Source organism: Streptomyces sp. NPDC033966 (genome assembly GCF_055575955.1).
The window spans coordinates 1-16,564 of sequence record NZ_JBVIRQ010000010.1 but is presented as its reverse complement, the minus strand read 5'-3'; the positions used below and the strand labels follow the sequence as shown (position 1 = coordinate 16,564).

Genomic DNA, 16,564 nt, shown 5'->3' with positions numbered 1-16,564 from the left:
AGCGTCGTCGACCGACGAGAACGCGGCGAGGCGCGGTGCCAGGCGACGCGGGCCCGGCCTGATCCAAAAGACACGGCCTAACCTCACGTCGCGCGACGGCGCCGCGCGCCCGGCCGCCGCTCGCTCGGGCGGGCCACCGTCTCACCGGCCGCCTTGGCCGCCTCCCGGCGCGCCTCCCCGTACGCGGCCAGCGCCTCGGCCAGCTTGCCCACGCTCGGCTCCGGCGACAGCACGTCCACGCGCAGGCCGTGCTCCTCCGCCGTCTTGGCCGTCGCCGGCCCGATACAGGCGATGACGGTCACGTTGTGCGGCTTGCCGGCGATGCCGACCAGGTTCCGCACGGTGGACGACGACGTGAAGAGAACGGCGTCGAAACCACCGCCCTTGATCGCCTCACGGGTGTCCGCCGGCGGCGGCGACGCGCGCACGGTCCGGTACGCCGTGACGTCGTCGACCTCCCAGCCCAGCTCTATCAGCCCGGCCACCAGCGTCTCCGTGGCGATGTCGGCGCGCGGCAGGAAGACGCGGTCGATCGGGTCGAAGACCGGGTCGTACGGCGGCCAGTCCTCCAGCAGCCCGGCCGCCGACTGCTCACCGCTCGGCACCAGGTCCGGCTTCACGCCGAACTCCACCAGCGCGGCCGCGGTCTGCTCGCCGACCGCGGCGACCTTGATGCCCGCGAAGGCACGCGCGTCGAGCCCGTACTCCTCGAACTTCTCCCGCACCGCCTTCACGGCGTTCACCGAGGTGAAGGCGATCCACTCGTAGCGGCCCGTCACCAGGCCCTTCACGGCCCGCTCCATCTGCTGCGGGGTGCGCGGCGGCTCCACCGCGATGGTCGGTACCTCGTGCGGCACCGCGCCGTACGAACGCAGCTGGTCGGAGAGCGAAGCGGCCTGCTCCTTCGTACGCGGTACGAGGACCCGCCAGCCGAACAGCGGCTTCGACTCGAACCAGGCCAGCTCCTCGCGCCGCGCCGCGGCACCCTGCTCACCGACCACGGCTATGACCGGCCGCGCGCCCTCGGGCGAGGGGAGCACCTTGCCCTGCTTGAACACCTGGGCGATCGTGCCCAGGGTCGCGCTCCAGGTCCGCTGCCGGGTCGTCGTACCGCCCACGGTCACCGTCAGCGGGGTCTCCGGCTTGCGGCCCGCCGCCACCAGCTCGGCGGCCGCGCTCGCGACCGTCTCCAGCGTCGCCGAGACCACCACGCCGCAGTCGCTCGTGCCGACCTCGCTCCAGCAGCGCGCCGAGGCGTGCCGGGCGTCCACGAAGCGCACGTCCGCGCCCTGCTCCCCGCGCAGCGGAACACCCGCGTACGCGGGCACGCCGACGGCGGTCGCCACACCGGGCACCACCTCGAAGGGGATCCCCTGGTGGGCGCAGGCGAGCATCTCCTCGGCCGCGTTCCCCTCCAGTCCGGGGTCACCCGTCACCGCACGGACGACCCGCCTGCCGGAGCGCGCGGCCTCCATGACAAGATTGGCAACGTCCGCGGCGGTCGACGGAGTACGGATCGCCGGGACACCGGCGGCGGCTGACACTTCGTCAGCGACCGTCAGCTGCGGCGTGTCGACGCCCGCCCGCGCATGGGTCCGTACGACCTCTAGCACCTCGGGCTCCGCGATCAGTACGTCCGCGGCGGCGAGCGCCTCCACGGCGCGCAGCGTCAGCAGACCCGGGTCGCCCGGACCCGCACCGAGGAAGGTGACGAGCCCGGGAGCGGCTACGCCCGCGAAGGGGGAGGTGGTGGGGCTTGAGGGGTTCAAAGGGATCGCTCCCCCATCAGACCGGCCGCGCCCTTGGCCAGCATCTCGTCCGCGAGTTCGCGGCCGAGCGCCATGGCCTCGTCGTACGACTGGGGCACGGGACCGGTGGTGGACAGCTGCACCAGCGTCGAACCGTCGAGGGTCCCGACGACACCACGCAGGCGCATTTCATTGACAATCTGCCCGTCGGCCAGCAGGTCGGCGAGCGCGCCCACGGGTGCGCTGCACCCGGCCTCCAGGGCGGCGAGGAGCGCACGCTCCGCGGTCACGGCGGCCCGCGTGTGCGGGTCGTCGAGCCGGCCGAGCGCGGAGATGAGGTCCGCGTCGGAGGCGAGGCACTCCACGGCCAGGGCACCCTGGCCGGGGGCGGGCAGGACGTTGTCGACCGACAGCAGGTCGGTCGCCTCGTCGGCACGCCCGATCCGGTTCAGGCCGGCCGCGGCCAGCACGACCGCGTCGAGCTCGCCGGCGCGCACGAAGCCGATCCGGGTGTCGACGTTGCCGCGGATCGCGACGGTCTCGATGGACTTGCCCAGGCTGCGGGCGTACGCGTTCAGCTGCGCCATGCGGCGCGGCGAACCGGTACCCACCCGGGCCCCGTCGGGCAGCTGCTCGAAGGTCAGGCCGTCGCGGGCCACCAGCGCGTCGCGCGGGTCCTCGCGCTCCGGCATGGCCGCGATGACCAGCTCGTCCGGCTGCGCCGTCGGCAGGTCCTTCAGCGAGTGCACGGCGAAGTCGACCTCGCCGCGCACCAGCGCGTCGCGCAGCGCCGTGACGAACACGCCGGTGCCGCCGATCTGCGCGAGGTTCTCGCGGGACACGTCACCGTAGGTCGTGATCTCCACGAGCTCGACGGGCCGGCCGGTGATCGCCCGTACCGCCTCGGCGACGTGCCCGGACTGGGACATGGCCAGCTTGCTGCGCCGCGTGCCGAGCCTGAGGGGCTGGTCGGGACGTGTGTTCATGATGCCCGTCCTGGGTCGTCGTTCATCGGATCGGCCGCGTCCGCCCGGCTGACGGATGCCACCGTCTGAGGGTCGAGGTCGAAGAGTTCGCGCAGCGCCTCCGCGTACCCGGCACCGCCGGGCTCGCTCGCGAGCTGCTTGACGCGCACGGTCGGCGCGTGGAGGAGCTTGTCGACGACGCGGCGCACGGTCTGGGTGACCTCCGCGCGCTGCCGCTCGTCGAGATCGGGTACCCGCCCGTCGAGCCGTGCCACCTCCATGGCGACGACCTCGGCGGCCATCGCCCGCAGGGCGACGACGGTGGGCGTGATGTGCGCGGCCCGCTGCGCGGCGCCGAACGCGGCCACTTCCTCGGCCACTATCCCGCGCACGGCGTCGACGTCGGCGGCCATCGGCGCGTCGGCGGAGGCCTCGGCGAGGCTCTCGATGTCGACGAGCCGCACGCCCGGGATGCGGTGCACGGCGGCGTCGATGTCCCGGGGCATGGCCAGGTCCAGCAGCGCCAGCCGGACGGGAACGGCCCCGTCGGCCAGGCTCCGCGGCGCCCGCCGCGGCTGCCGCTGCGCGGCGGCCTCGCCCTGGTCGGCCCATGCCCCGTGCAGTTCGAGCGACCCGGCGTCGACCCCGGCGAGCGCCGACCGGCCGTCGCCAGCCGGACACCCGTCGCCCTCGGCGGCGACGGGCGCCGCGATCGTCCGCACGGCCCCGGCGTCGGCGATCCGCCGCCCCGCCTCCGCGACGGCGACGAGCCGCGCGACGACCTCGGCGTCGACGTTCTCCAGCCCCGCCGACGTCTGAGGCGCGGGGGTCTGGGGGCGGAGCCCCCAGGAGGGGGCCGGGGGCTCGCCCCCGGTTTCGGGAAGGGGCGGGGTGGGGGAGAGCCCCGCAGGGCCGCCCACCCCAGCGGCAGCGGCCACGGCGGCCGCGACATCGTCGCCCGTCAGCACCAGCCCGGTCGCCCCCGTACAGGAGACGACGACATCCACCCGCGCGAGCTCACCGGCGACGGCCGACATCGGAACGGCCCGCGCCGCGACACCAGTGCCCGAGGCAACCAAAATCTCCGCAAGACGCTCCGCCCGCTCCGCGGTCCGGTTCGCCACGACCACCTCGGCGACCCCGACCCGCGCCAGCGTCGCCGCCGCCAGCGAGGACATCGACCCGGCGCCGATCACCAGCGCGCGCTTACCGGCGGCCCACTCCCCCACCGGCAGGTGCACCGCGAGCTGCTCCAGCCCGAAGGTCACCAGCGACTGCCCGGCCCGGTCGATCCCGGTCTCCGAGTGCGCCCGCTTGCCGACGCGCAGCGCCTGCTGGAAGAGGTCGTTGATCAGCCGGCCCGCCGTGTGGAGCTCCTGCCCCAGCGCCAGCGCGTCCTTGATCTGGCCGAGGATCTGCCCCTCGCCCACGACCATCGAGTCCAGCCCGCACGCCACCGAGAACAGGTGGTGCACCGCCCGGTCCTCGTAGTGCACGTAGAGGTAGGGGGTGAGCTCCTCCAGCGCGACCCCGCTGTGCTGGGCGAGCAGCGTGGACAGCTCGGCGACACCGGCGTGGAACTTCTCCACGTCGGCGTAGAGCTCGATCCGGTTGCACGTGGCCAGCACGGTCGCCTCGGCCGCGGGCTCGGCGGCCAGGGTGTCGTGCAGCAGCTTGACCTTGGCGTCGGCGGACAGCGAGGCCCGCTCCAGCACGCTCACCGGCGCGCTGCGGTGGCTCAGGCCTACGACGAGCAGACTCATGCCGGCATCACCGCCGGCACGTCACCCTCGGGGCCGCCCTTGCGCGCGGCCGCGGCGGCCCGCCCGGCCGGCGGCTCGACGGCGGCGACGGGCGCGGCACCCGCCGCACTGTCCCCGCCCGGCTCGGAGTCCGCGTCCACGTCCGCAACCGCGCCGTCGGCCACCTCGCCCGCCTTGCGCTGCTCGTGGAACGCCAGGATCTGGAGCTCGATGGACAGGTCGACCTTGCGCACGTCCACGCCCTCGGGCACGGACAGCACGGTCGGCGCGAAGTTCAGGATGGAGGTGACACCGGCGGCGATCAGCCGCTCGCTGACCTGCTGGGCCGCGCCGGCGGGCGTGGCGATGACGCCGATCGAGACGCCGTTCTCCTCGATGATCTTCTCCAGATCATCGGTGTGCTGGACGGCCATGCCGGCGACCGGCTTGCCGGCCATCGCGGGGTCGGCGTCGATCAGCGCGGCCACCCGGAACCCGCGCGCGGAGAAACCGCCGTAGTTGGCCAGGGCGGCGCCGAGGTTGCCGATGCCGACGATGACGACCGGCCAGTCCTGGGTCAGGCCGAGTTCGCGGGAGATCTGGTAGACGAGGTACTCGACGTCGTAGCCGACGCCGCGCGTGCCGTAGGAACCGAGGTACGAGAAGTCCTTGCGCAGCTTCGCGGAGTTGACTCCGGCGGCGGCCGCGAGCTCCTCGGAGGACACCGTGGGTACCGATCGCTCGGAGAGCGCGGTGAGTGCGCGCAAGTACAGCGGAAGCCGGGCGACAGTGGCCTCGGGAATACCTCGGCTGCGGGTCGCCGGTCGGTGAGTTCGGCCAGTTGCCACGATGCTCCTGCGGGATGAGCGGGGCTGCAGGCGGCCTCTTGTCCCAGGACCGCCCCGTCGAATGCAGGCTATGTCTTTGTGAACGCGTGCACAAAGATTGTGTCCGCTTTGTCCGAGCAAAGTGACCGGGGTCACGCGGGCTGGGCAGATGGGGCCCGGACGAGGAACGGGCCGAACCCGTTCAAATCCCGAGGGGGGCAAAGCGGTACACACTCCTCATCGATACGCCCCCGAGTCCCCATAAATCGCCCACGATGGTAACGGGCGAAACGGTCAGGCTCCCAATGCCCGACGCAGCCGGTCAGGGTTCACCCGCCAGAAGGTGTGCTGTTCACCGTCCACCAGCACCACGGGGATCTGCTCCCAGTGCAGCCGGTAGAGCTCCTCGTCCTGCGAGATGTCCTTCTTCTCCCACTGTGCTCCGGTCTCGGCGCAGACCTTCTCGATCACTTCCTGGGCGTCATCGCACAGATGGCACCCCGGCTTCCCGATGAGCGTCACCAACCGCTCTCCGGGACGCTTCTTCTCCTTACGGCGCAGCAAAGGGCTCATGCCGCCATTGTCCCGCGCCGGGCCGGGGTGTCCGAAGAGTTAACCGCTCCGTTTCCCGGCGGTTCGGGAACTCCCGAACACAATGGCTATGCTCGCGTCATGGCCGCTCTGGGATGGCTCACCCCCCGTAGGCGCTCCGCGACGGCGCGGAGCGTGCTGGCAGGCGAGGCCTCGGCCGAAGCCGCCCGCAAGTCCGCACAGGCCGGTGCCCCACCCGCCCCCGAGGCGGCAGGCGCACCGGAGACCGCGCCTGCGCCCGCACCCGGGGAAGCCCTCGCCGCCGGAGCCGGGCCCGAGACCGAGGCCGCCGGGGCCGAGACCGCCGAGCCGGAGTTCCCGGTCCACGGCGACGACCTCGCCGCCGCCTTCTTCGACCTCGACAACACCGTCATGCAGGGCGCCGCGATCTTCCACTTCGGCCGCGGCCTCTACAAGCGCGAGTTCTTCCGCCGCCGCGAACTGGCCCGCTTCGCCTGGCAGCAGGCCTGGTTCCGGCTCGCCGGGGTCGAGGACCCCGAGCACATGCAGGACGCGCGCGACAGCGCCCTGTCCATCGTCAAGGGCCACAAGGTCTCCGAACTGATGGCCATCGGCGAGGAGATCTACGACGAGTACATGGCGGAGCGGATCTGGCCGGGCACCCGCGCCCTGGCCCAGGCCCACCTCGACGCCGGCCAGAAGGTGTGGCTGGTCACCGCGGCCCCCGTCGAGACCGCCACGATCATCGCCCGCCGCCTCGGCCTGACCGGCGCCCTGGGCACCGTCGCCGAGTCCGTGGACGGGGTCTACACCGGACGGCTGGTCGGCGAGCCGCTGCACGGCCCCGCGAAGGCGGAGGCGGTGCGCGCGCTGGCCTCCGCCGAGGACCTCGATCTCGAACGCTGCGCCGCGTACAGCGATTCGCACAACGACATCCCGATGCTGTCCCTGGTCGGACATCCGTACGCGATCAATCCCGACACAAAACTGCGCAAGCATGCCCGGGCCAACGACTGGCGGCTGCGCGACTATCGGACCGGCCGCAAGGCCGTGAAGGTCGGCGTCCCGGCCGCCGCCGGAGTCGGCGCGATCGCGGGCGGCGCGGCAGCCGCCATCGCCCTCCACCGGCGCCGCAAGTAGCAACGCCGGGCCCCCGCCCTCCCGCGGGCCGCCCGGCGGTCATTCGCTCCCCTCTACCCGCGCCGTCGGCGCGGCACTCCGGCCTGCCCGACTCGGTCGCGAGCCACCGTGGAAGCGTCCATTCCGTGCATCCAAGCGATCAGGAATCGATCACCAACCAGGCCTGAATATGCCCTGGACACGCAACAGAAGTGTCGGAACCGGTGATTTAGGCAACTGGGTGTAGCGCTGCCTGTACGAAGCGTTATTCTCCTCAAACGCATGCCACCGCCCATCCGTCCCCACGACGGGTGAACGGTCCCGCACTGCACGTGATGGAAGCTCTGCCTCTGGGAGTCCCGTGTACCCACCTGTCGGGGTTGACGCCTCGGGCCTGGCTACGCTGCGCGCGACGGTCCTCGACCACCTGCGCGGCTTCGTCCCCACCGCGTACGCCGTCCCCGCCTTCGCCGCCGCGGTCCCTGCCGGCTTCGGCCCGGCCGGCCCCTGTTACGCCCTGACGGACGGCGGGGCGACCGTGGGCAGACGCGGTCGCGCGGGCTCCGCCTCCGGCGGCACCAGCACGCCCACCGCCCGCCGCCCCACGGCGGACAGCGACCAGGCCCGCATGATGGACCTGGTCGAACGCGCCCAGGCCGGCGAGGCGGAGGCCTTCGGCCGCCTCTACGACCAGTACAGCGACACGGTGTACCGCTACATCTACTACCGCGTCGGCGGCAAGGCGACCGCGGAGGATCTCACCAGCGAGACCTTCCTGCGCGCGCTGCGCCGCATCTCCACCTTCACCTGGCAGGGCCGCGACTTCGGCGCCTGGCTGGTGACCATCGCACGGAACCTGGTGGCGGACCACTTCAAGTCCAGCCGCTTCCGCCTGGAGGTCACCACCGGCGAGATGCTCGACGCCAACGAGGTGGAGCGCAGCCCCGAGGACTCCGTCCTGGAGTCCCTCTCCAACGCGGCCCTGCTCGAAGCCGTGCGGAAACTGAACCCCCAACAGCAGGAGTGCGTCACCTTGCGCTTCCTCCAGGGCCTCTCGGTCGCCGAGACCGCCCGGGTGATGGGCAAGAACGAAGGGGCCATCAAGACGCTCCAGTACCGGGCGGTCCGCACCCTGGCCCGCCTGCTGCCGGACGACGCCCGCTGACCCGCTCCCCCACACGACACGACCCCACAACCGGTGACCCCTCGATGACGCTGTGGTCCGATCATCCTTCGTCCGTAACCCAAGTGCCGCGCCGCTCGTTGTGCGGAATGCAGGCTCCCTGTGGACAAGCCCTGCCCGAAGCCGCTCACCCGAAAGGGTGGATGTGCTCAAGGAAGGCAACCTTCCGGACACCTTGGGGAGTCGATCGTCATGACGAGAGGAGGTGCCGCCAGTGATCGCGAACGTGACTCCGCACCGGCGGGCGAACGCCTTCGCCCAGGCCCTGGAGGATCGGACCCCGTCCGCTCTTTCGGAACCGGACCCGGCGGCCGAGCAGTCCGAGGCACCTGCCGAATCCGCAGACCACGACCGGTTGTTGGCCCTGGCGAGCGTGCTCGGCGAAATGCCGCGCCCGGTGCTGGACCCCGAGGTCAAAGTGGTGCAACGAGCGCAGCTCGTCGCCGCCATGGAGGCCCTGGTGATGGAGGAGAGGGCCGGGGGCGGTGCCGCCGCGGACCCTCTGGTGCCCGAACAGCGGACCGGCCGCGGCGCCCACAGGGCGACCTCGCTCCGGAAATTGCGGCCCCGCTCCCGCTGGTCCAAGGGCATCGCAGCGGGGGGCCTCACCGTGGGTGTGGCCGCAGGGGCCTTCAGCGGAGTGGCCGCTGCCAGCACCGACGCCCTGCCCGGTGATCCCCTCTACCCGGTCAAGCTGGGCATGGAGGATCTGAAGCTGGGCATGGCCGACGAGGGCGCGGACCGGGGCGAGGTCTACCTCGACCGGGCCTCGAACCGCCTGTCGGAAGCGCGCCGGCTGATGGAACGCGGCCGTTCCGGACCCCTGGACCACGAGGTCCTCGGGGAGATCCGGCGGGCGCTGGCAGGCATGCAGCACGACGCGGCGGAGGGCCACCGGCTGCTCCAGGCGGCCTACAAGCGGGACGGCTCGCTCGGCCCGATCCAGACGCTGTCCTCGTTCTCCAACTCCCACCGCGACGCGTGGGGGCGGCTCCGGTCCAACCTGCCGCCGCAGCTGATGGACGTGGGCGACCAGGTGACCTCGGTCTTCCAGGCCATAGACGACGAGGTCGCGCCGCTCCAGGGCCTGCTGCCCAAGGCCCCGGAGCAGCAGCGCGGCGGCACCGGCGGCACCCCCGCCAGGCCGAGCACCCCGGCGACGGGCAAGCAGCAGCCCGCACCGGCACCGGACGCCCACGCCTCGGCGCAGGCCCCCACCGCCCCCAGCCCCTCCGGCAGCCAACCCCCGGCCCCCGGCAGCGGCCTCCTGGGCGGCACGGGCAACCTGCTCAACCCGCCGGCGCAGGGCCAGTCCGCCCCACCGCCCGCGACGACACCACAGCCCCAGCCGGACATCACCCTCCCGCCGCTCCTCCCGGGCCTCCTCCCGGGCCTGGGCATCCAAGCGGAGGACGCCGAGTAGGACGGCGAAGCGCCGGGCGGAGCTGGCTGGCCCAGCCCCGCCCGGCGCTCACGCACGCGCCCAGGGGTCCGGGGCTGAGCCCCGCGGGCACGGAGAGCAGCTCCGCGCCCGCGACCCCCGCACCCCGTCCGGCCGTCAGAAGAACACGGACCGCCGCTGCACCAGCAGCTTGTACAACGCGTGCTGGATCTGCTCACGCACCTGGTCCGTCAGGTTGAACATCAGCATCGGATCCTCCGCCGCCTCCGGCGCGTACCCGTCCGTCTGGATCGGCTCACCGAACTGGATCGTCCACTTCGTCGGCAACGGCACCGCCCCCAACGGCCCCAGCCAAGGAAACGTCGGCGTCACCGGGAAGTACGGCACCCCCAGCAGCCGCGCCAGCGTCTTCGCGTTGCCGATCATCGGGTAGATCTCCTCCGCCCCCACGATCGAGCACGGCACGATCGGCGTGCGCGCCCGCAGCGCCGTCGAGACGAAGCCGCCCCGCCCGAACCGCTGGAGCTTGTACCGGTCACCGAACGGCTTCCCTATCCCCTTGAAGCCCTCCGGCATCACCCCGACCAGCTCCCCGGCCTCCAGCAGCCGCTGCGCGTCCTCCGCGCACGCCAGGGTGTGGCCGGCCTTCCGGGCGATCTCGTTCACCACCGGCAGCATGAAGACCAGGTCCGCCGCCAGCAGCCGCAGGTGCCGCTGCGCCGGGTGGTGGTCGTGGACGGCCACCTGGAGCATCAGCCCGTCCAGCGGGAGCGTCCCCGAGTGGTTCGCCACGATCAGCGCGCCGCCCTCCTTCGGGATGTTCTCGACGCCCCTGACCTCCACCCGGAAGTACTTCTCGAACAGCGGCCGCATCAAGGACATCAGGACCTGGTCCGTGAGCTCCTTGTCGTAGCCGAACTCGTCGACCTCGTACTCGCCCGTGATCCGCCGCCGCAGGAACGCCAGCCCGCCCGCGATCCGCCGGTCCCAGCCGCCGTCACCGCCACCCCGCACGGGGGCCTCCACGACCGGCTCCGCCGGCTCCGGCGGCTCCGCGCGGTCCGGGACCGCCCGCACCTTGCGGGCCGCTCCGGCCCGCCGGCGCGGCCGGTCCTCGTCGAACGGGATGACCTTGGCGTCGGCCACTATCGCTCCACTCCCTCGTCAACCTCGGCAACGTCCAACAGCTCCGCGACCCGCCCCACGGCCCGCGCCACCCGCTCCGGCGGCAGCAGCCCGTTCCCCCGGCTCCGCGCGAAGTCCGCGAAGGTCTCGGCGGTCGTGTACATCGGCCGGAAGCCCAGCGTCTCCCGCATCTGCGTGGTCTCCACGACCCGCCCGTGCGTCAGCAGCCGGATCTGCTCCGGCGAGAAGTCCGTCGCCCCCACCGCCCGCAGCGCCTGACCCACCCACGTCACCGCCGGCAGCAGGAACGGCACCGTCGGCCGGCCCAGCCGCCGCGCGCACTGCGACAGCAGCAGCACCCCGTCCCCCGCGATGTTGAACGTCCCGCTGTTGAGCGTGCCCCGCTCCGGCTCCCCCGCCGCCAGCCGCAGCACGTCCACCACGTCGTCCTCGTGGACGAACTGCAGCCTCGGGTCGTAGCCCAGCACCGTCGGCATCACCGGCATCGAGAAGTACTCCGCCAGCGCGGAGTCCGCGAACGGCCCCAGGATGTTCGCGAAGCGCAGCACGCACACCGCCACGTCCGGCCGACGCCGCGCGAAGCCCCGTACGTATCCCTCGACCTCGGTGGCGTCCTTCGCGAAGCCACCCGCCGGCAGTGACTTCGGCTGCGTGGTCTCCGTGAAGACGGCCGGGTCCCGCGCCGTGCCCCCGTACACGCTGGTGCTCGACTTCACCACGAGCCGCCGTACCGTCGGGGACTTCTGGCAGGCCCCCAGGAGCTGCATCGTCCCGATGACGTTCGTTTCCTTGACGGTGCTGCGCCCGCCCGGCGCCCCGGCGACCGCGCCGCCGGTGACCGCGAGATGGACCACCGTGTCCACGGCGTGCTCCGCGAGCACCCGGGCGATGGCCGACTGTCTGATGTCCGTCCGCACGAACTCCGCCGAGCCGAGCCGGTGCGGCGGGCTCACCGCGTCGACCGCGATGACCCTTTCCACCTCCGGGTCGCGCTGGATGCGCCGCACGAAGCGGCCCCCCAGCTGCCGGGCTGCCCCGGTGACGAGCACGACCTTCCCCACGAGCTCAGCGCCTCCCTCGAAGAAGTACCCCGGCTGCACCGCAGCCCCTCCACCAGGATGGTGGAGGGGCTGCGGAGAACACGTACAGCTGCCGTTTACTTCTTGTTACGGCGCTGGACGCGGGTGCGCTTGAGCAGCTTGCGGTGCTTCTTCTTCGCCATCCGCTTGCGCCGCTTCTTGATAACAGAGCCCACGACTACCCTCGCTCACTTCTCTTCACTGGTGCGGGGCGTCTGGGCCCACACGACCTACGTCGGCCTAGCCTACCCGCCCAAACTCAGAGCTTGTAATCCGAGCCCTCCGCAGGAGTTACCAAGCCTCGGCAGGAGGCCTGCATCTCAGGCCGACTCCACCCCCACGAAGGACTCCTGGAGGTACTCGTGGACCGCGTTCTCGGGGACCCGGAAGGACCGGCCCACCCGGATTGCGGGCAGATGACGGTTGTGCACCAGCCGGTACACGGTCATCTTGGACACTCGCATCACCGAGGCGACCTCCGCCACGGTCAGGAACTGAACCTCACTGAGAGGCCTCTCGCCAGCAGCCATGACACCCACCTGACCTTCCGCGCATGACGGGCACCGGCTTCCCCTCCGGTTACTCCTCGTCGTCGCACGCTCACTCCCCAGAGTAGGGGCGGGTGATACGAGTGGGGAAGAGGAGCTACGGCCACTCCTGACGCCCCGACAGTCCGGCGCGGTGCAGCACGTGCCGGATGAGCGGACCGTAGTAGTCCGAGCGCACCCCGTCATCAAGCGGAACGGTCACCGCCACCCGCCCCTCGGCCTCCCCGACGAACAGCGCCGGATCATCCGTATCGCCCAGCCCGATCGCCTCCACACCCAGCTGACCTGCGCCGCAGACCCACCCGTGGTCACCCACGACCAGCGCCGGCAGCGGCCCCCCGGCTGCCGCCAGCGCCCCCAGCGCGATCCGAACCGGCAGCGGCGAATGGGAGTGTGCGCCGGTGGCACTCCCGGCGCCCCGCGCGCCGGAGTCCCGCACCAGCGCGACCCCCCGTACGTAATCGATCCGGTGCGGGCGTACGCCGAACCGGGTCGCCATGTCGACATGCACCCCCTGCGCCGGAGTGAGGACAACACATCCCGCCGCCGACAGCGCCTGCGCCAATGCGGCGTAGAAGGGCAGGAGCCGGTGCGGGTGACCCGTCCCGAACAGCACGGGCGACCGCGCCCCGGCCGCCGCCCCCAGCCGCTCCGCGAAGGCCTCCAGGGCCGCCATGGTCCGCTCCGGATCGATCACGTCCGGCCCCCTGACGTGCGCCGGGTCCGCCGACACCCCGCACTTGGCCGCCATCAGCCCCAGCAGCTCACCCACACCCCACCGGCGCTCCGGCTCCAACCCCAGTAACACCCGCGGGTCCCCCGCCGCGAACAGCCGGTAGCTGCGCAGGCTCTCCTCCCGCGTCGTGGCGACGGGCCCGGCCAACCGGGCGGCCAGCAGATGCGCACGCAACGCGCCGGTGCTCAACACCCTCCGATGCTGCCGCACCGGACCTGCCGGTTCACCAAATCCACGGAACCGCCCCACAGTTGGCGTAACCACACCAAGGGCTGACCCTGCGTCACACCAGCATCCCGCGCAGCGGGAACACCGCCCTCCGCGTCGCCAGAACGGCCTGATCCGTACGGTCCGCCGGGTCGTAGCCCGCGTCCCAGTCCCGCCATCCCGGAGTCCGCCCGTCCGTCATCCGGGCCGGCCCGCCCTGCCGCGTCCGCGCGTACGCCTCGTCCCGCCACGACTGCGGCACCATCGCCAGCGGATCCACCGGCCGGTGGGCCGCGATCCCCACCAGGTGCGTCCACGACCGCGGTACGACGTCCACCACCGCGTACCCGCCGCCGCCCAGCGCCAGCCACCGCCCGCCCGCGTACGCGTGCGCCAGCCCGTGACACGCCTCCTGCACCACCCGCTGCGCGTCCAGCGACACCGCCAGGTGCGCGAGCGGGTCCTCGAAGTGCGTGTCGGCCCCGTGCTGCGTCACCAGCACCTGCGGCCGGAAGTCCGCCAGCAGCTCCGGAACCGTCGCGTGGAAGGCCCGCAGCCACCCCTCGTCCCCGGTCCCGGCCGACAGCGCCACGTTCACCGCGCTCCCCTCGGCCGCCGGACCACCCGTCTCCTCCGGCCAGCCCGTCTGCGGGAACAGCGTCCGCGGGTGCTCGTGCAGCGAAACCGTCAGCACCCGGGGGTCGTCCCAAAACGCCGTCTGCACCCCGTCCCCGTGGTGCACGTCCACGTCCACGTACGCGACCCGCTCCGCGCCCAGCTCCAGCAGCCGCGCGATCGCCACCGCCGCGTCGTTGTACACGCAGAACCCGGCCGCCCCGCCCGGCATCGCGTGGTGCAGCCCGCCCGCGAAGTTCACCGCGTGCTCGGCCTCCCCCCGCCACAGGGCCTCCGCCGCCGCCACCGACTGCCCGGCGATCAGCGCGGACGCCTCGTGGATCCCGTGGAACGCCGGATCGTCGATGGTCCCCAGACCGTACGAACCGTCCGCCACCCCGGGGTCCGCCGACACCTCCCGCACCGCGGCCACGTAGTCCTCACGGTGGACCAGCCTCAGCGTCGAGTCCCCCGCCGCCGGAGCCGCCCGCACCTCCATCTCCCGGTCCAGCCCGAAGGCACGCACCAGGCCCATGGTCAGCGCCAGGCGCACCGGGTCCATCGGATGGCCCGGTCCGAAGTCATACCCCGTTACCGCCTCGTCCCACATCAACAACCCGCGCCCGCTCATGCGCGACACCGTATCGGGCCGCGCCGGAGCCGAAGGAACGGGCGTGGAACAACGTCACCAACACCAGCACCATCGGCACCACCATCGCGCCCCGGTAGTTCCAGGCGTCCCCGATCCCGCCCACCAGCGGCGAACCGATCAGGAAACCCACGTAGTTGAAGATGTTCAGCCGCGCCACCGCCGTGTCGGAAGCACCCGGGAACAACCGCCCGGCCGCCGCGAAGGTCTGCGGCACGATCACGCACAGCCCGATCCCCAGCAGCGTGAACCCCAGCATCCCCACCCAGGCCCCCGGCGCCACCGCCACCACCGCGAACCCGCCTGCCGCCACCACCGACCCGGCCCGCACCACGGCCGCCGCCCCGAACCGGCGCACCCCGAGGTCCCCGACCGCCCGCCCGGCCAGCGTCGTCACCATGTACACGTTGTAGGGGACCGTCGCCAGCTGCTCCGAACTCCCCAGCACGTCCTGGAGGTACTTGGCACTCCAGTTCGCCACCGTCGAATCCCCGATGTACGCGCAGGCCATCACCAGGCACAACGGCAGCAGCAGCTTCCCCCCGCCCGCGGGCCACCCCTGCTCGGCCTTCCCGCCCCCGGCCGCCGCGTCCACGTAGAACCGGCTCCCCGCGAACGCCAACGGCAGCAGCACCACCACGGCCGGCAGATAGCCCGAGAACAGCGACAGGTGCCAGTGCGCCCCCGCCCAGGCCGCCGAGGCCCCCAGGATCCCGCCGAGGCTGTACGAGGCGTGGAAACCCAGCATGATGGAACGCCCGTACGCCCGCTGCAGGCTCACCCCGAGCATGTTCATCGAGGCGTCCAGCGCGCCCACCGCCAGCCCGAACACGCCCAGGGCCACCGCCACCTGCCACATGCCGCTGCCGGCCCCCACCCCGAGCAGGGCCAGCAGCACGACGGGCTGCGCCCACCTCAGCACCACACCGGGCGCGACGCGCTTCACCAGGTGTTCGGTGGCGACGCTGGAGACCCCGGCGAGGACCGGCACGGCGGCGAGGAAGGCGGGCAGCAGCCCGTCGGATATCCCGTACCGGTCCTGAATGGCCGGGATCCGCGTCACCAGCAGGGCGAACGCGACACCCTGCACGAAGAAGCTGAACCCGAGCGCCCCGCGCCCGCGGCGAAGCCGTACGTCAACCGTCATGGCGGCACAGCGTAAGCCTCGCGGCTACCGGTGGGTAGAGAGCTCACACACCCAATCCGAGCAGGGCGGACAGCTCCTTCATCTCCCCGAAGCAGGCGGTGGCCCCGGCGAGCCTGTCGGCGGGCAGCATGGAGGTGAAGCCGAGGACGTCCATCCCGGCGGCCCGGGCGGCCTCCACCCCGAGCGGGCTGTCCTCGACCACCACGCAGCGCGAGGGGTGGACGCCCATCATGTCGGCGGCGTGCAGGAACAGGTCCGGCGCCGGCTTGCCCCGGCCGACGTCCTCCACGCTGAAGATCCACTCCTCCTCGAACCACTCGTCCATCCCGGACACCCGGTGCCCGACGCGGATCCGCTCGTGGCTGGAGGACGAGGTCACGCAGTAGGGCAGGCCGATCGCGGACAGCTCCCCGAGCACGTCGGCCACCCCGGGCACGGGCCGCAGTTCCCGCTCGAACGCGACGACGGTCCGCTCGTGCAGGACCCGCTCGAAGTCCGCCGGCAGCCGCTGACCGGTCCGCTCCTGGACGAGGTCGTGCACCCGGTGCACCGCGGACCCCAGGTAGTCCCGGAGGGATTCCTCGTACGTGGTGGGGTGCCCGAGCTCCGTCAGGTACTCGGAGAGGATCGTGTTGGCGAGCGGCTCACTGTCCACGAGGACGCCGTCGTTGTCGAAGATGACCAGCTCATAGCCCATCGGCCCACCATACGAGCAGTCACCTCACGTTGACGGGAACCGCGTGCCGGTAAACGGCTGAACGCGCCCGAACGGGCCCGTAAACGCAGAAAAGCCCCGCACCATAAGGTGCGGGGCTTTCCCACAATGATTGTTCGGCGGCGTCCTACTCTCCCACAGGGTCCCCCCTGCAGTACCATCGGCGCTGAAAGGCTTAGCTTCC

At 72.3% G+C, this 16,564-nt stretch carries 16 protein-coding genes and 1 rRNA gene; 3 read left to right on the top strand and 14 right to left on the bottom strand.

All coding sequences use genetic code 11. The features are described 5' to 3' along the window. Window positions 1-83: 83 nt before the first annotated feature. The 5 genes from ACZ518_RS26360 to ACZ518_RS26340 all read right to left on the bottom strand — a co-directional run bounded on the left by ACZ518_RS26360 (window position 84) and on the right by ACZ518_RS26340 (window position 5,855). The gene (locus ACZ518_RS26360) at window positions 84-1,769 is read right to left on the bottom strand and encodes a bifunctional uroporphyrinogen-III C-methyltransferase/uroporphyrinogen-III synthase (protein WP_469115476.1); all 1,686 of its coding nucleotides are present in this window, start codon (window positions 1,767-1,769) and stop codon (window positions 84-86) included. Continuing rightward, window positions 1,766-2,734, bottom strand: coding sequence for a hydroxymethylbilane synthase (gene hemC, locus ACZ518_RS26355; RefSeq protein ID WP_469115475.1), 969 nt, complete (start codon window positions 2,732-2,734; stop codon window positions 1,766-1,768). Before hemC ends, ACZ518_RS26360 begins: the two co-directional genes overlap by 4 nt. Next, entirely contained in the window at window positions 2,731-4,476 is a 1,746-nt protein-coding gene (locus ACZ518_RS26350) for a glutamyl-tRNA reductase (protein WP_469115474.1), read from the bottom strand. The genes hemC and ACZ518_RS26350 overlap by 4 nt, the downstream gene beginning before the upstream one ends. After that, the gene (locus ACZ518_RS26345) at window positions 4,473-5,303 is read right to left on the bottom strand and encodes a redox-sensing transcriptional repressor Rex (protein ID WP_469115473.1); all 831 of its coding nucleotides are present in this window, start codon (window positions 5,301-5,303) and stop codon (window positions 4,473-4,475) included. Before ACZ518_RS26345 ends, ACZ518_RS26350 begins: the two co-directional genes overlap by 4 nt. Window positions 5,304-5,576: 273 nt before the next feature. Further along, window positions 5,577-5,855, bottom strand: a complete 279-nt coding sequence (locus ACZ518_RS26340) for a glutaredoxin family protein (RefSeq protein ID WP_469115472.1) — start codon at window positions 5,853-5,855, stop codon at window positions 5,577-5,579. Between the two features lie 99 nt (window positions 5,856-5,954). Here ACZ518_RS26340 and ACZ518_RS26335 point away from each other — a divergent pair, with 99 nt between their 5' ends. From ACZ518_RS26335 to ACZ518_RS26325, 3 genes are all read left to right on the top strand, one after another. After that, window positions 5,955-6,974 carry an HAD family hydrolase gene (locus ACZ518_RS26335; RefSeq protein WP_469115471.1) on the top strand — a complete coding sequence of 340 codons (1,020 nt, stop codon included), beginning with the start codon at window positions 5,955-5,957 and terminating at the stop codon, window positions 6,972-6,974. Between the two features lie 340 nt (window positions 6,975-7,314). Continuing rightward, window positions 7,315-8,118 carry an ECF subfamily RNA polymerase sigma factor, BldN family gene (locus ACZ518_RS26330; protein WP_469115470.1) on the top strand — a complete coding sequence of 268 codons (804 nt, stop codon included), beginning with the start codon at window positions 7,315-7,317 and terminating at the stop codon, window positions 8,116-8,118. A 232-nt stretch (window positions 8,119-8,350) separates the two neighbouring features. Beyond that, window positions 8,351-9,559: a DUF5667 domain-containing protein gene (locus ACZ518_RS26325; protein WP_469115469.1), complete on the top strand. Its 1,209-nt coding sequence runs from the start codon at window positions 8,351-8,353 to the stop codon at window positions 9,557-9,559. Between the two features lie 135 nt (window positions 9,560-9,694). On the opposite strand, the gene ACZ518_RS26320 is transcribed toward ACZ518_RS26325, so the two are convergent. From ACZ518_RS26320 to rrf, 9 genes are all read right to left on the bottom strand, one after another. Continuing rightward, complete coding sequence (locus ACZ518_RS26320) at window positions 9,695-10,684, bottom strand: lysophospholipid acyltransferase family protein (RefSeq protein ID WP_469115468.1); 990 nt, start codon at window positions 10,682-10,684, stop codon at window positions 9,695-9,697. Further along, window positions 10,684-11,745 carry an NAD-dependent epimerase/dehydratase family protein gene (locus ACZ518_RS26315; RefSeq protein WP_469115467.1) on the bottom strand — a complete coding sequence of 354 codons (1,062 nt, stop codon included), beginning with the start codon at window positions 11,743-11,745 and terminating at the stop codon, window positions 10,684-10,686. The genes ACZ518_RS26320 and ACZ518_RS26315 overlap by 1 nt, the downstream gene beginning before the upstream one ends. Before the next feature lie 95 nt (window positions 11,746-11,840). Next, window positions 11,841-11,939, bottom strand: a complete 99-nt coding sequence (locus ACZ518_RS26310) for a 30S ribosomal protein bS22 (protein WP_003948845.1) — start codon at window positions 11,937-11,939, stop codon at window positions 11,841-11,843. A 144-nt stretch (window positions 11,940-12,083) separates the two neighbouring features. Then, complete coding sequence (locus ACZ518_RS26305; RefSeq protein WP_042803574.1) at window positions 12,084-12,293, bottom strand: helix-turn-helix domain-containing protein; 210 nt, start codon at window positions 12,291-12,293, stop codon at window positions 12,084-12,086. A 115-nt stretch (window positions 12,294-12,408) separates the two neighbouring features. Next, a complete protein-coding gene (locus ACZ518_RS26300) occupies window positions 12,409-13,239 on the bottom strand; it encodes a phosphatase (RefSeq protein WP_469115466.1) in 831 nt (276 codons plus the stop codon). Window positions 13,240-13,330: 91 nt separating this feature from the next. Beyond that, window positions 13,331-14,500: an acetoin utilization protein AcuC gene (locus ACZ518_RS26295; protein WP_469115465.1), complete on the bottom strand. Its 1,170-nt coding sequence runs from the start codon at window positions 14,498-14,500 to the stop codon at window positions 13,331-13,333. Then, window positions 14,451-15,665 carry an MFS transporter gene (locus ACZ518_RS26290; RefSeq protein ID WP_469115464.1) on the bottom strand — a complete coding sequence of 405 codons (1,215 nt, stop codon included), beginning with the start codon at window positions 15,663-15,665 and terminating at the stop codon, window positions 14,451-14,453. The genes ACZ518_RS26295 and ACZ518_RS26290 overlap by 50 nt, the downstream gene beginning before the upstream one ends. A 43-nt stretch (window positions 15,666-15,708) precedes the next feature. Further along, on the bottom strand, window positions 15,709-16,362 hold the full coding sequence (locus ACZ518_RS26285; protein WP_469115463.1) for an HAD family hydrolase: 654 nt from the start codon (window positions 16,360-16,362) through the stop codon (window positions 15,709-15,711). Between the two features lie 132 nt (window positions 16,363-16,494). Then, window positions 16,495-16,564, bottom strand: a 5S ribosomal RNA gene (gene rrf, locus ACZ518_RS26280); the annotation flags it as partial.